Source organism: Pseudomonas sp. GG8, assembly GCF_052976945.1.
The window spans coordinates 5,090,726-5,104,472 of the sequence record NZ_JBRIIP010000001.1 but is presented as its reverse complement, the minus strand read 5'-3'; the positions used below and the strand labels follow the sequence as shown (position 1 = coordinate 5,104,472).

Sequence of the window (13,747 nt, the reverse complement as noted above, 5' to 3'; positions counted from 1 at the left end):
CTGATGGCCGTTTCGCGAATGAAGGCGACATCACTTGGCAAACAACTGGCCAATGTCTTTGAAGGCTTTGAACTCCAGCGCATTGCCACACGGGTCGAGCAGGAACATGGTCGCCTGCTCGCCCACCTGGCCCTTGAAGCGAATGTATGGCTCGATAACGAACGCGGTTTCCCGGGATTGGAGTCGATCGGCCAGCGCTTCCCATTGATCCCATTCCAGCACCACGCCGAAATGCGGCACGGGCACATCATGGCCGTCCACCGGATTGCTCAGGGCTTGCTCCTGCGACGTGCTTTTTGCTTGGTGGTGAATCACCAACTGGTGGCCGAAGAAATTGAAGTCGACCCAATGCTCGCTGCTGCGGCCTTCGCTGCAACCGAATACATCGCCGTAGAAATGCCGGGCAGCCGCCAGGTCATAGACCGGTACCGCCAAGTGGAAGGGGGGCAGCGCCATGACAAGCATCCTCGTTCAGGGAGTGAAAGTGTCCTGAGTCTAGGCTAATGGCGCGTGGGGGTGTTTGATCAGAATGCCGGAACGATTGCACCCTGGTATTTTTCCAGCATGAATTGCTTCAGTTCCGGGCTGTGCAAGGCGACGACCAGTTTTTGCATGGCAATCGAGTCTCTGTTTTCCGGACGTGCTACGAGGATGTTCACGTAAGGCGAGTCGCTGCCTTCGATGAGCAACGCGTCTTTGGCAGGGTCCAGTTTGACGCTCATCGCGTAGTTGGTGTTGAGCAGCGTCAGGTCAACCTGGGTAACCACGCGCGGCAGTGTGGCCGCTTCCAGCTCGCGGAATTTCAGGTTTTTCGGGTTCTCGGCGATGTCTTGAGGCTTTGACAAGATGTTGCCCGGATCTTTAAGCGTGATCAGCCCGGCTTTGGTCAGCAACAGCAAGGCTCGACCTTCGTTGGCGGGTTCGTTGGGCAAGGCGATGTTGGCGCCATCGGGCAGGTCGTCGATCTTTTTTAGTAGGCCGTTCGAGTAAGCGCCCATGGGCTCGACGTGAACCTTGGTCACGGCAATCAGGTCGGTGCCGTTGCTTTTGTTGAACTCATTCAGGGCCGGCTGATGCTGGAAGAAGTTCGCGTCGAGGCTTTTATCCGCGAGCAGCGCATTGGGCTGGATGTAGTCGCTGAATACCTTGATTTGCAGGTCGATCCCTTCCTTGGCCAGCATCGGCTTGATGAACTCAAGAACCTCCGCATGGGGCACAGCCGAGGCGCCGACGGTCAAAGTTTCATCGGCGTGCGCGCCCAGAGCAACAACTGCAGCCAATGCGGCGAGTAGCTTTTTCATGCACCAACTCCGTTGAAACGGCCGCCTGCTGACGGGACGGCTCTGGCCGGTCGGGCCTTGGCGGATCGGCGACCCGCCATTGTGTTTAGCGATTGCTGTTATCGGTGGGTGAAGTGCGTCACCAGCTTGTCGCCGATGGTTTGCAGGATCTGTACCAGCACCAATAACAATACGACCGTGACAAACATCACATCGTTCTGGAAGCGTTGATAACCATAGCGAATAGCCAGGTCGCCCAGACCTCCGGCACCGACTGCACCGGCCATCGCGGTGAACGACACCAGTGCGATAGCCGTGACGGTTATGGCCGCCAGAATGCCGGGCCGCGCTTCTGGCAACAGTGCCTTGATGATGATTTGCCGAGTGGTGGCACCCATGGCCTGGGTCGCTTCGATGATGCCGCGATCCACTTCCCTCAATGCGGTCTCGACCAGGCGAGCGAAGAAGGGCGTGGCGCCCGCCACCAGTGGCGGCAAGGTGCCGAGGACCCCGAGCGATGTGCCGGTGATGATTTCGGTCAGTGGCATCATCACGATCAGCAAAATGATGAACGGCAACGCCCGCAGCAGGTTGACGATCAATGCCACGCCGGAATACAGACGGTCGTTCTCCAGTAACTGGCGCGGCGAGGTCAGGAACATCAACACGCCCAGCGGCAGCCCAAGGAGCACAGTAAAGGCCAGGGACACGCCGAGCATCACCAGGGTGTCGCCCGTGGCGATCCAGATTTCGTACCAGTCGACGTTGGAAAACAGGTGGGTCAGGGCATCCATCAACGCAGCACCTCCATGTGAACATCTGCGGCGGTGAAGCGGGCGAAGGCTGCTTCCATGTCGCCACCGGTAATGGCTAGGGTCAGTTGCCCATAGGGGGTGTCTTTGATTCGGTCGATGCGCCCGGCGAGGATACTGTAATCGACCCCGGTCTCCCGGGCGACAGTGCCCAGTAGCGGTGCGTAGGTGGCATCACCCTGGAACGTCAGGCGCACGATGCGGCCCTGCACATGGGCGAAATCATCGCGCAGTTCACCTTCGTCGATTTGCTCGTCTTCTTGCACGAAACGCTTGGTGGTCGGGTGCTTGGGATGCAGGAACACATCCGTCACGCTGCCCTGCTCGACGATCCTCCCGGCATCCATGACGGCAACGTGGTCGCAGACGCGGCGGATCACGTCCATCTCGTGGGTGATCAGGACAATGGTCAGATTAAGCTCGCGATTGATCTCGGCCAGCAATTGCAGGACCGATGCCGTGGTTTGCGGGTCAAGGGCGCTGGTGGCTTCATCGCACAGCAGGATTTTCGGTTTGGTCGCCAGCGCACGGGCAATACCCACCCGCTGCTTTTGGCCGCCAGACAACTGGGTCGGGTATTTCTTCGCCTGATCGGACAGGCCGACGCGTTCAAGCAGTTCGGCCACGCGCTGATCGATCTGGCTGCGTGACATATCACCGGCCAGGGTCAGCGGCATGGCAACGTTATCGGCAACGGTCTTGGAGGACAGCAGATTGAAGTGCTGGAATATCATCCCGACCTGTTGCCGGAAGCCTCGCAGAGCGTTGGCATCGAACGCGGTGACATCTTCACCGTCGACGATGATCTGCCCACCACTCGGGGTTTCCAGGCGATTGATCAGGCGCAGCAACGTGCTTTTGCCCGCGCCAGAATGACCAATCAGACCGAAGACCTGACCGTCTTCGACACGCAGGCTGGTGGGGTGCAGGGCGGGAATTTCCCGATCTGCGACCCGATAGGTTTTATGGACGTTATGAAACTCGATCACGTAGCGAACCTTGTGGGGGCGCGGTAAGAAAGGGTGGTGGAAGTGGCCGGATGCTCAGGCGTTCTTACTACCAGCGGACACCGGCTGGATAAGCCGGGCGCGCATTTTAGCCTGTCCGGCCAGAGGTTCTTAGCATTTATTTGATGGCAAACCTGCGAAACGGCAATAACGGGGTCGGTGGCGGCAGATCGGAGTGGTTTGCCTGTTGGTTAGACCAAAGGTCATGAAAAACACGGAACGGCTGTTTTAAGTCTCAGTCAGTAATTAAGCGTCTCGATTTTCCTGAGTGCCGTACCAGGAGAGGTTTTGCCGATCAGGCCCCGCGATTCAACCCGCGCCAGGGCCACCCGCAACCGAGGAGTTTTAGTCTGATGGCTACCAAGAAGACCACAACCACTGCCACGACCCGCGCCAGTTCCAATGTCAGCCACAGCCAGCTGGCAGGCACTGACACCCTGGACCGTGGCAATACCAACGCCAAGCTGGACAGCCTGGAGCCGTTCCGTTCCGATGCCACCGAGCAGGCGCTACGCACCAATCAGGGCGTAAAAATTTCCAATAACCAGAACACGCTCAAGGTCGGTGATCGGGGTCCGTCCTTGCTTGAAGATTTCATCATGCGTGAAAAAATCACCCACTTTGACCATGAGCGCATTCCCGAGCGCATCGTGCATGCGCGGGGCACGGCGGCGCACGGTTACTTCCAGACCTATGAAAACCATGCCGCCCTGACCAAGGCCGGTTTCCTCCAGGACCCGGGGAAAAAGACCCCAGTGTTCGCGCGATTTTCCACCGTCCAGGGGCCGCGTGGCTCGGGCGATACCGTGCGTGACGTGCGCGGATTTGCGGTGAAGTTTTACACCGATGAAGGCAACTTCGATCTGGTCGGCAACAACATGCCGGTGTTCTTCATTCAGGACGCGATCAAGTTCCCGGACTTCGTTCACGCGGTAAAACCCGAGCCTCATAATGAAATGCCCACGGGCGGTTCCGCTCACGATACGTTCTGGGATTTCGTTTCGCTGGTGCCGGAGTCGGCGCATATGGTGCTGTGGACGATGTCCGACCGGGCCATCCCGAAAAGCCTGCGGACCATGCAGGGGTTTGGCATCCACACCTTTCGCTTGATCAACGCGGACGGTAAGTCGAGCTTCGTTAAATTCCACTGGAAGCCCAAATTTGGCGTGTGCTCGCTGCTCTGGGACGAGGCGCAGAAGCTGGCTGGCAAGGACACGGACTTCCACCGTCGAGACTTATGGGAGTCGATTGAAACCGGCGATTACCCCGAATGGGAATTCGGTGTGCAGATTATCGCGGAGGAGGATGAGCATACATTCGATTTCGACCTGCTCGACCCGACCAAGCTCATCCCCGAGGAGTTAGTGCCGGTGACGCCGTTGGGCAAAATGGTGCTTAACCGCAACCCGGACAACTTTTTCGCCGAGACCGAGCAGGTTGCGTTCTGCCCTGGGCATATCGTGCCGGGCATCGACTTCTCCAATGATCCGCTGCTGCAAGGTCGACTGTTTTCCTACACCGACACGCAGATCAGCCGTCTGGGCGGACCGAACTTCCACGAGATTCCGATCAACCGCCCTGTCGCACCCAACCACAACGGGCAACGTGACGCGCAACATCGCACCACCCTCGACAAGGGGCGCGCGTCTTACGAGCCTAACTCCATTGACGGTGGCTGGCCGAAAGAGACGCCGCCCGGGGCTCAGGATGGGGGTTTCGAGACCTATCCAGAGCGCCTCGAAGCGCACAAGGTTCGTCGTCGTAGTGAATCGTTCGCCGACCATTTTTCACAAGCGACCCTGTTCTTCCAAAGCATGAGCGACCATGAGAAAGAACACATCATCGCGGCCTACAGCTTTGAGTTGGGCAAGGTGGAGCGCACCTGGATTCGTGAGCGTCAGGTGAATGAGATTCTGGCCAATATCGACCTGGAGCTGGCCGCGCGCGTGGCGCAAAACCTCGGTTTGCCTGCGCCGACTGCCGGTACCGTGCCCGGAAAGGCGGCGGCGGTGACTCAATCCCCTGCGCTGAGCCAGGTCAACTTGCTGTCTGGCACTATTGTTTCGCGCAAAGTGGCCATCCTTGCAGCCAACGGCGTCGATGGTGCTGCCATCGCTGCGCTGAAGAAGGCCCTGGAAGTCGAAGGTGCGCACGCCAGGCTGCTAGGCCCTACCTCGGCGCCAGTCACCACGGCGGATGGCAAGCACCTCGCGGTGGACGCTTCTATGGAAGGCATGCCGTCGATCGCTTTCGACGCGGTGTTTGTGGCGGGCGGGGCCGAGTCGGTGAAAGCACTGAGCGCCAATGGCGTGGCATTGCATTTCGTGCTCGAGGCCTACAAGCACCTCAAGGCTATTGCGTTGAATGGGGAAGCAAAACAATTGCTGGACGTGCTGCATCTGTCAGCTGATGAAGGCTTGCTGGTTGGCGGTAATGACAGCAAGGCGTTCAAGGCGTTTTTCGCGGCGATGGCCCAGCATCGGGTGTGGGCGCGTGAGCCTAAAACCAAGGCTGTTCCGGCGTGATTACACACGGTCGACTGTAACTCCAGGAGCGCGCTTGCAAAATCGCATAAACCGTCAGCGTTTTTGGGACCGCTTCGCGGGCAAGCGCGCTCCTACAGTTTCGCGGGTTTGAGAACGATATGCGCAGGTTGGCTGCGATCGATCTGCCGCTCCAGCTGTAATTCAAAATCAGGATTGATTTTGATGACCCGTTTGGTCAGCAAGGTTGCCAGCCATGGGTAATCATCAGTGCGTGGCACTTGCAGGATCACTTGGCAGTTGAAAGCGGTCACGTCTGCGGCAATCGCGTCAAACTGGCGACGTAACTGCGTCATATCGCCGATTTTAAGTGCGATGGTGGTGCTTTCGACGGTGGGGTCGATTACCTTCGCGATACGTTTGGCTTCCGCAGCTTTCAGCTCGGCTTCGGCTTTTTCCAGTTCGGCTTTGCGTGCCTGGGTAATTGCACCATTCACGCCGCTAGTGAGCGCCGGGGCCTTGGGCATGAGCGCTCGGGCGCGGCTCAATGCGGTGGCCGCAGCGTTCACATCGCCCTTTTGCAGGACGATTTGACTGCGCTTCAAGTACGCCTCTGCCAACTGGTGTTGGTACTGCTCGATGCGCGGGTCGTCTGGCATCTGCGTTTGCAGAGCCTGCAACTGGTCTTCAGCGGTGGCCAGTTCGCTGCTGGCGATACTTTGCTCAAGCTGCTCAAAGCCCGTGGGCGCGGCGGCAGGCGCGGGCGTTTCGACTGTCGGCGCACTTTGGCAGGCGCCCAACAGGATGGAAAATGCGGCAAGGAGCAGATAACGGGAGGCGAACAGCTTCATTCCTGCGATTCTCTAATTGCGCAAAAAACGAGCAAGTCTACACCGCTCGCCGGGGGAGGACAAAACTCAACAAGAACAACGCGGCGGCGCATACCACTATAGACGGTCCAGCCGGGGTGTCTTTGAACCACGATAAGGCCAGCCCGCCACAGACTGCAACCACGCCAAGCGCACTGGCGCCCAAAGCCATTTGCTCGGGGGAACGTGAGTGGCGTTGCGCGGCGGCGGCAGGAATGATCAGCAGCGAGGTGATCAGCAGGACACCAACGATTTTCATGGCCACCGCAATCACAATCGCGATCAGCAACATCAATGTCATGCGCAAGGCCGCGACGGGTAAGCCTTCGACGGTCGCCAGTTCTTCATGCACCGTAATGGCCAGCAATGGTCGCCACAGGGCGACGATCAGCGTCAGTACCGCCGCGCTGCCGCCCATAATCCAGGCCAGATCGGTGGGGCTGATCGCCAGCAGGTCACCAAACAGATAACCCATCAGGTCAATACGAACGTTGTGCATGAAGCTGAGGACTACCAGCCCCAGTGACAACGTACTGGGCGCGAGAATCCCCAGCAGCGTGTCCGATGCCAGCGCCTGGCGCTGTTGCAGCGTCACCAACAGGATCGCCAGCAGGAGGCAACCGACGGTAACCGCCAGCGCCGGGCTGATATCCAGCACAAAGCCCAATGCCACGCCGAGCAAGGCCGCATGGGACAGGGTGTCGCCGAAATAAGCCATACGCCGCCAGACCACGAACGAACCCAAAGGGCCTGCAACTATTGCCAGCGCCAGACCCGCGAGCAAGGCATAGAGTAAAAAGTCAGCCATGCTTGCAGTTGTCTCCGTGGACATGAGTAGGGGGCGTGCCGGGCGCTGATGCAGCCTCTTCGACCACTGCGCCGTGTAAGTCATGGGCGTGATCGTGGTGGTGGTGATAGATCGCCAGGCTTTGCGCGTTTTTGCCGAACAATTCGACAAACGCCGGATCGTTGCTGACTTGCTCCGGGTGGCCTGAGCAGCACACATGCCGGTTCAGGCAAACTACCTGGTCGGTGGTGCTCATGACCAGGTGCAGGTCATGGGACACCATCAGCACGCCGCAGCCGTAGCGGTCGCGCAGGCGGGTGATCAAGCTGTACAGCTCAGTCTGGCCAGCCACGTCGACACCTTGCACGGGCTCATCAAGGACCAGCAACTCGGGTTCACGCAATAATGCCCGGGCCAGCAGCACGCGCTGCATCTCGCCGCCGGATATCCCTTGCAGCGGGCTGTCGATGACTTTCTCGGCACCTACTTCGATCAACGCCGCCAGCGCTCGTGGCCGGTCAACGCCGGGGACCAGTCGCAGAAAGCGCAGCACCGACAGGGGTAATGTGGGGTCCACATACAGCTTTTGCGGCATGTAGCCGACACGCAACTTCGGTTTGCGCCAGACGCTGCCCGAGTTCGGTTTGAGCAGGCCCAGAACCGCCCGCACCAACGTGGTCTTGCCTGCGCCGTTAGGCCCGATCAGGGTCACGATTTCGCCCGGTTTTACGCTGAGCTGAATGTTTTCCAGCACGTTTTGCCCGGCAAACGTAACGGTGACCTGATCGAGACGGATCAATGCAGTGCTCATCAGGCCGCCTTGCAGCCCGAACACAGGCCAACAATTTCGACCGTTTGCCCTTCTACGGTGAAACCCACCTCCGCCGCAGCGGCGATGATTGCCTTGCTGATGGCGGGGTGTTGCAGCTCGATAGCGGCATGGCACTCCCGGCAGATCAGAAACTGGCCCTGGTGCGCGTGCGTCGGGTGATTGCAGCCGGTAAAGGCGTTGAGCGATGCGATGCGGTGGACGAGGCCGTTTTCCAGAAGGAAATCCAGCGCGCGGTACACGGTGGGCGGCGCGGCGCGGCGGCCGTCTTCTTCACTGAGGACCGCGAGAATGTCATAGGCGCCCAACGGTTTATGACTCTGCCAGACCAGTTCCAGCACGCGGCGACGCAGAGCGGTCAGGCGCAGACCTTGGCTCGCGCACAGCGCATCAGCCTCGGAGAGCGCTGTGTGCACGCAATGTGAGTGATCATGGGGGCGACTGGCCAGCGGTGTGTTGAGCATGGGCGGCGACGACTTTTGTGAGAGACGTTATTATGTTACCTGTTCCTGCCTCCTTGAGTGGTCATCGTGTTCCGTCTTTTTGCCATTTTTATTGCTTTAAGTGCCAGTTTGCTGGTGATCAGCCCCGCTCACGCCGAGGTTCGGGTGCTGACCAGCATTAAGCCGTTGCAGCTGATTGCCGCTGCGGTGCAGGACGGCGTGGGCTCGCCAGAGGTGCTCTTGCCGCCCGGTGCGTCGCCGCATAACTACGCCTTGCGCCCGTCCGACGTACGGCGCGTGCGTGAAGTCGATTTGTTTTATTGGATCGGTCCAGACCTGGAAAGCTTCCTGCCTCGTGTGTTGCAAAGCCGAACGCTGCCGGTGGTGACGGTGCAATCGTTGCCGGAGTTGCGCCTGCGTCACTTCGCGGCGGACAGCCAGTCCCATGAGGCTGCCGATCCCGCCGAGCATGACCACGACCATCGCCCCGGCAGTCTGGATGCCCACTTATGGCTGTCATCGGTCAATGCGCGGGTGATCGCTGCGCGTATGGCCACTGATTTAAGTGCGGCCGACCCCACCAACGCGGCGCGCTATAAAAGCAATGTGAAGGTGTTCGATGAACGCCTCGACGCCATGGATGCGCGGGTAAAGGCGCGGGTTGCGGACGTCGCAGGAAAACCGTTCTTCGTGTTTCATGAAGCATTCGATTACTTCGAGGATGCCTACGGTCTCAAGCATACGGGGGTGTTCAGCGTCGCCGCTGAAGTGCAGCCCGGCGCGCAGCATGTTGCCGCCATGCGCGCGCGGTTGAGCGAAGTGGGCAAGACCTGCGTGTTCAGCGAGCCGCCGATGCGTCCGCGTCTGGCCGAAACCCTGACTGCGGGGCTGCCGGTCAAACTGGCGGAACTCGATGGATTGGGCGGCTACACCCCTGCCACCGCTCAGGGTTATGAGCAGATGGTGGAAAAGCTGGGTAATGATTTGGCAGGGTGTCTGGAGTCGCTTTGATGGGGCGGTGTCTGAGTCATTGCTTTTCAGGCGAGTGAGTTCGCTCCCACAGATTGAGAGCGAACTCATTCGTGAAGCGTACGCCGCTGACTACAGGGCGAACGGCAGCGGCGTATGCACGTGCTGGCGCTGGGCCAAACGTTGCTGAAACTCCATAGGGTCATGGATCAGTACGTCCTGCCCGGCAAAGGATTCCGCCGCGATCAGGCGTGACAGCCAGAAACGCACGCAGGCTACGCGCAGCATGGTCGGCCACAGTTCGGCTTCGCCGGCGGTGAACGGACGCAAACCGGCGTAGGCACCGAGCAAGGCACGGGCGCGCGCACCGTCGATCTGACCGTCTTCTTCAGAGCACCAGTCATTGAGGGCAATGGCCAGGTCGTAAAGCATTGGCCCGGAGCAGGCGTTGTAGAAATCGATCAGCCCGGTCAAGTGCGTGCCTTCGAACAAGGCGTTGTCGCGAAACAGGTCGGCGTGCAGGTTGGCGCGTGGCAAGGCCATGATTCTCGGCGCGAGCCGTTCGAACTCTTCAAGTGCCGCCTGCAGCAGTGCGCTTTGCGTCGTGTCCAGGTGCGGCATCAACGTCGCGCCTTCGGCCTGCATCCAGTCCAGCCCCCGATCAGTCTTGCGCTCCAGCACATGCTCATGCGTGGCCAGATGCAAATGCCCCAGCAATTCGCCGATCTGTACGCAATGCTGGGTGTTCGGTTCGCTAACGTGTTTGCCCGGGAGCCTTGGCTGCAGCAGTGCCGGCTTGCCCGCCAGCTCGCGTAATGCGTGGCCGTCGGTGGTGCGTAGGGCGTAAGGCACCGGCAGATTGGCGTCGTGCAGTACGTCGAGCAGCTTGATGAAAAACGGTAGATCCTTGACTGGCCCGCGCTCAACCAGGGTCAGGACGAACTCGCCCTGCTCCAGGCTGACGAAGAAATTGCTGTTCTCGCTGCCGGCAGCAATGCCCTGAAAATCATGTAGACGGCCAAGCCCATAAGGGGCGAGAAACGTTTCCAGCTCAGGTCGAGCCAGGGGGGTAAATACGGACATGGTCAAGACTGCCAGTAAACAAAGTGAATGTTAGGCACTACCACTCGAAGATTTTCCATTCGGGAATCAGCATGTCCGGTTGGTCCGAACGAATGAAGTTGGCCTGAGTGCCATCGGAGCGTACTAGAAAGTACGGTTTACCGCCTTTGGGTGTGATCTTGATTGCGTAAAGAAACCCGTTCTGGCGGTATTCCTGAATGGTTTTGTCGCCTTCGGTGCGGATGGTAACGTCTGGATCCGCAGAAGGAGCCCCAGTGTCAGCAGCAACTGCAACCAGCGGGCAAAGTGCCAACAGGCTGGCCAGCAACAGGCGATTTGTTGTGCGCATGATAACCTTGTCCTTTTGTCGTCATTGGTCCTCGCATTCTAGCGCCGACCCCGCTGAAAAGGTTGATCTTGCTCATGAACCAAGCACCCCTCGTCCTGGTGGACGGTTCTTCATATCTTTACCGTGCCTTTCACGCGCTACCGCCACTCGCTACGTCCAGGGGATTGCCTACGGGGGCGGTCAAGGGTGTGCTGAACATGCTCAAAAGCCTGCGTCGGCAGTATCCTGAAAGCCCGTTTGCCGTGGTTTTCGACGCAAAAGGCGGCACGTTCCGCGATGCGTTGTTTGCCGAATACAAGGCTAATCGCCCAAGCATGCCCGACGATCTGCGGGTGCAGGTCGATTTGCTTCACGCCTGCGTCAAAGGTCTGGGCTACCCGCTGCTCTGCGTCGAAGGCGTCGAGGCCGATGACGTGATCGGTACGCTGGCCCGCAGCAGCGCGGCCGCCAACCGCCCGGTGATTATCTCTACCGGCGACAAGGACATGGCGCAACTGGTCGATGGGCACATTACCTTGGTCAATACGATGACCGGTAGCGTGCTGGATGTGGCTGGCGTGAAAGAGAAGTTTGGTGTCGGTCCTGAACACATCATCGATTATCTGGCGCTGATGGGGGACAAAGTCGACAACATTCCGGGCGTGCCCGGTGTTGGCGAAAAAACCGCGGTCGGCCTGTTGGTCGGTATCGGCGGTGGTCTTGTCGAGCTGTACGCAAACCTGGACAAGGTTGCCGCACTGCCGATTCGTGGCGCGAAAACCCTGTCGGCCAAGCTTGAAGAGCACAAGGACATGGCGTTCCTGTCCTACGAGCTGGCGACGATCAAAATCGACGTGCCATTGGACGTCGAGCTGGACGCCCTGCACTGCGGCGAACCGGATCGCGAGAAGCTGGTCGAGCTGTACACCGAACTGGAGTTCAAAAGCTGGATTGACGAATTGCAGCGCGAAGCCAAGCGCGCCGGTGAGGAAATCGTCGTTGCACAGGAGCCGGTGGTCACCGAAGCGCGCTACGAAACCATTCTTGAACAGGATCAGTTCGAGGCCTGGTTGAAGAAGTTGAGCGACGCCAAGCTGTTTGCCTTCGTCACCAAGAGCAACGGTCCGGACGCACAAAAGGCGCAGTTGGTCGGCATGTCGTTTGCGGTCAAGACCAACGAAGCGGCTTATATCCCGCTGACCCACTCATACATGGGCGTGCCCCAGCAATTGGATCGAGACACCGTGCTCAGGGCGCTTCAGCCGCTGCTTGAGGACCCCGGGAAGGTCAAGGTCGGTCAGCACGCCAAGTTCGATATCAACATCCTCGCCAACTGCGCCATTGGCGGTGATCAGCGCCAAGGTATCACCGTGCGGGGCCTGGCGTTCGACACCATGCTCGAATCCTATGTGCTCGACTCCACTGCGACCCGGCACGACATGGACAGCCTGGCCCTCAAATACCTGGGCCACACGACCACCAGCCTGCAAGACATTGCCGGCAAGGGCGTGAAACAACTGACTTTCGATCAGATCGCGCTGGAGCAAGCCGCGCACTTTGCCGCCGAAGACGCGGATGTAACCCTGCGGTTGCATGAAGCCCTGATGGAAAAGCTCGCCCTTACACCAAGCCTGGTGCCGGTACTCACCGACATCGAAATGCCATTGGTACCGGTGTTGGCGCGAATAGAGCGTCAGGGTGCGTTGGTCGATGCCAAATTGTTGGGTATTCAGAGCGTCGAACTGGGCGAGAAAATGATCGCCCTGGAGCGAGAGGCGTTTGCTATCGCCGGCGAGGAGTTCAACCTCGGCTCACCCAAGCAGCTCGGGGTCATTTTGTACGAAAAGCTCGGTCTTCCGGTCCTCAGCAAAACGGCCAAAGGCCAGGCGTCTACCGCAGAAGCGGTGTTGGCCGAGTTGGCTGAGCTGGATTACCCGCTGCCTAAAGTGCTGATGCAGTACCGCTCCATGAGCAAACTGAAGAGTACCTACACCGACCGTTTGCCGGAGCAGATCAACCCACGCACCGGGCGCGTTCATACGTCCTACCATCAAGCGGTTGCGGCGACCGGGCGCTTGTCGTCCAGTGATCCTAACCTGCAGAACATCCCGATCCGCTCGGCCGAAGGGCGCCGGATTCGTCAGGCTTTCGTCGCGCCCAAGGGCTACAAGCTGCTGGCCGCCGACTATTCGCAGATCGAGCTGCGAATCATGGCGCACCTGGCCAAGGACGAAGGGTTGCTGCATGCCTTCCGCAACAACCTGGATGTGCACCGTGCGACGGCTGCCGAAGTGTTTGGCGTCGAGTTGGAGGACGTCACCACCGACATGCGCCGCAAGGCCAAGGCGATCAATTTCGGTTTGATCTACGGCATGAGTGCGTTTGGTCTGGCGAAACAGATCGGTGTCGACCGCAAACAGTCGCAGGCGTATATCGACCGCTATTTTGCGCGCTATCCCGGTGTGCTGGATTACATGGAGCGCACGCGCGCGCAAGCGGCCGAGCAGGGCTTTGTAGAAACTCTTTTCGGCCGTCGGCTCTATCTGCCGGATATCAATGCCAAGAACCAGGCCTTGCGCAAAGGTGCGGAGCGTACTGCGATCAATGCGCCTATGCAGGGCACTGCAGCCGACATTATCAAGAAAGCCATGATTGCGGTCGATGGATGGCTGGCTGACTCCGGTCTGGATGCCAGGGTTATTCTTCAGGTCCACGATGAATTGGTGCTGGAAGTGCGCGAAGACCTCGTTGAGCAGGTGCGTGAGGAGATTCGGCACTACATGAGTGGGGCAGCTAAACTCGATGTGCCGCTACTCGTCGAAGTAGGTGTTGGCAACAACTGGGACGAAGCACACTGATTGTGCTGAATAAACGTGCC

General features: G+C 59.2%; 13 protein-coding genes. 3 read left to right on the top strand and 10 right to left on the bottom strand.

What is annotated here, in order from left to right; genetic code table 11:
- Positions 1–30: 30 nt before the first annotated feature.
- From ACVBEG_RS24030 to ACVBEG_RS24015, 4 genes are all read right to left on the bottom strand, one after another.
- Complete coding sequence (locus tag ACVBEG_RS24030; protein ID WP_322177174.1) at positions 31–456, bottom strand: VOC family protein; 426 nt, start codon at positions 454–456, stop codon at positions 31–33.
- Positions 457–524: 68 nt separating this feature from the next.
- Positions 525–1,301, bottom strand: a complete 777-nt coding sequence (locus tag ACVBEG_RS24025) for a MetQ/NlpA family ABC transporter substrate-binding protein (protein ID WP_322218746.1) — start codon at positions 1,299–1,301, stop codon at positions 525–527.
- Positions 1,302–1,399: 98 nt separating this feature from the next.
- On the bottom strand, positions 1,400–2,074 hold the full coding sequence (locus ACVBEG_RS24020) for a methionine ABC transporter permease (protein ID WP_322177176.1): 675 nt from the start codon (positions 2,072–2,074) through the stop codon (positions 1,400–1,402).
- Positions 2,074–3,081 (bottom strand): methionine ABC transporter ATP-binding protein, encoded by a 1,008-nt coding sequence (locus tag ACVBEG_RS24015; protein ID WP_219063298.1) that lies wholly within the window; start codon positions 3,079–3,081, stop codon positions 2,074–2,076. The genes ACVBEG_RS24020 and ACVBEG_RS24015 overlap by 1 nt, the downstream gene beginning before the upstream one ends.
- Before the next feature lie 263 nt (positions 3,082–3,344).
- On the opposite strand from ACVBEG_RS24015, the gene katE reads away from it, so the two are divergent.
- Positions 3,345–5,624, top strand: a complete 2,280-nt coding sequence (katE, locus tag ACVBEG_RS24010) for a catalase HPII (RefSeq protein WP_447108487.1) — start codon at positions 3,345–3,347, stop codon at positions 5,622–5,624.
- 92 nt (positions 5,625–5,716) lie between these two features.
- Here katE and ACVBEG_RS24005 read toward each other — a convergent pair whose 3' ends face one another.
- The 4 genes from ACVBEG_RS24005 to zur are packed head-to-tail and all read right to left on the bottom strand — an operon-like array spanning position 5,717 to position 8,531.
- A complete protein-coding gene (locus tag ACVBEG_RS24005) occupies positions 5,717–6,433 on the bottom strand; it encodes a PA5502 family lipoprotein (protein ID WP_322177178.1) in 717 nt (238 codons plus the stop codon).
- A 37-nt stretch (positions 6,434–6,470) separates the two neighbouring features.
- On the bottom strand, positions 6,471–7,259 hold the full coding sequence (gene znuB / locus ACVBEG_RS24000) for a zinc ABC transporter permease subunit ZnuB (RefSeq protein WP_322177179.1): 789 nt from the start codon (positions 7,257–7,259) through the stop codon (positions 6,471–6,473).
- A complete protein-coding gene (znuC, locus tag ACVBEG_RS23995) occupies positions 7,252–8,049 on the bottom strand; it encodes a zinc ABC transporter ATP-binding protein ZnuC (protein WP_322177180.1) in 798 nt (265 codons plus the stop codon). Before znuC ends, znuB begins: the two co-directional genes overlap by 8 nt.
- The gene (zur, locus tag ACVBEG_RS23990; protein WP_322177181.1) at positions 8,049–8,531 is read right to left on the bottom strand and encodes a zinc uptake transcriptional repressor Zur; all 483 of its coding nucleotides are present in this window, start codon (positions 8,529–8,531) and stop codon (positions 8,049–8,051) included. Before zur ends, znuC begins: the two co-directional genes overlap by 1 nt.
- Positions 8,532–8,597: 66 nt before the next feature.
- Between zur and ACVBEG_RS23985 the strand changes: the two genes are divergently transcribed.
- A complete protein-coding gene (locus ACVBEG_RS23985; protein ID WP_322177182.1) occupies positions 8,598–9,521 on the top strand; it encodes a zinc ABC transporter substrate-binding protein in 924 nt (307 codons plus the stop codon).
- A 90-nt stretch (positions 9,522–9,611) separates the two neighbouring features.
- On the opposite strand, the gene ACVBEG_RS23980 is transcribed toward ACVBEG_RS23985, so the two are convergent.
- A complete protein-coding gene (locus ACVBEG_RS23980) occupies positions 9,612–10,562 on the bottom strand; it encodes a homoserine kinase (protein ID WP_322218757.1) in 951 nt (316 codons plus the stop codon).
- 37 nt (positions 10,563–10,599) lie between these two features.
- Positions 10,600–10,890 (bottom strand): DUF2782 domain-containing protein, encoded by a 291-nt coding sequence (locus ACVBEG_RS23975; protein WP_322177184.1) that lies wholly within the window; start codon positions 10,888–10,890, stop codon positions 10,600–10,602.
- A 74-nt stretch (positions 10,891–10,964) separates the two neighbouring features.
- Here ACVBEG_RS23975 and polA point away from each other — a divergent pair, with 74 nt between their 5' ends.
- Positions 10,965–13,727: a DNA polymerase I gene (polA, locus tag ACVBEG_RS23970; RefSeq protein WP_447108361.1), complete on the top strand. Its 2,763-nt coding sequence runs from the start codon at positions 10,965–10,967 to the stop codon at positions 13,725–13,727.
- The last annotated feature ends 20 nt before the right edge of the window (positions 13,728–13,747 follow it).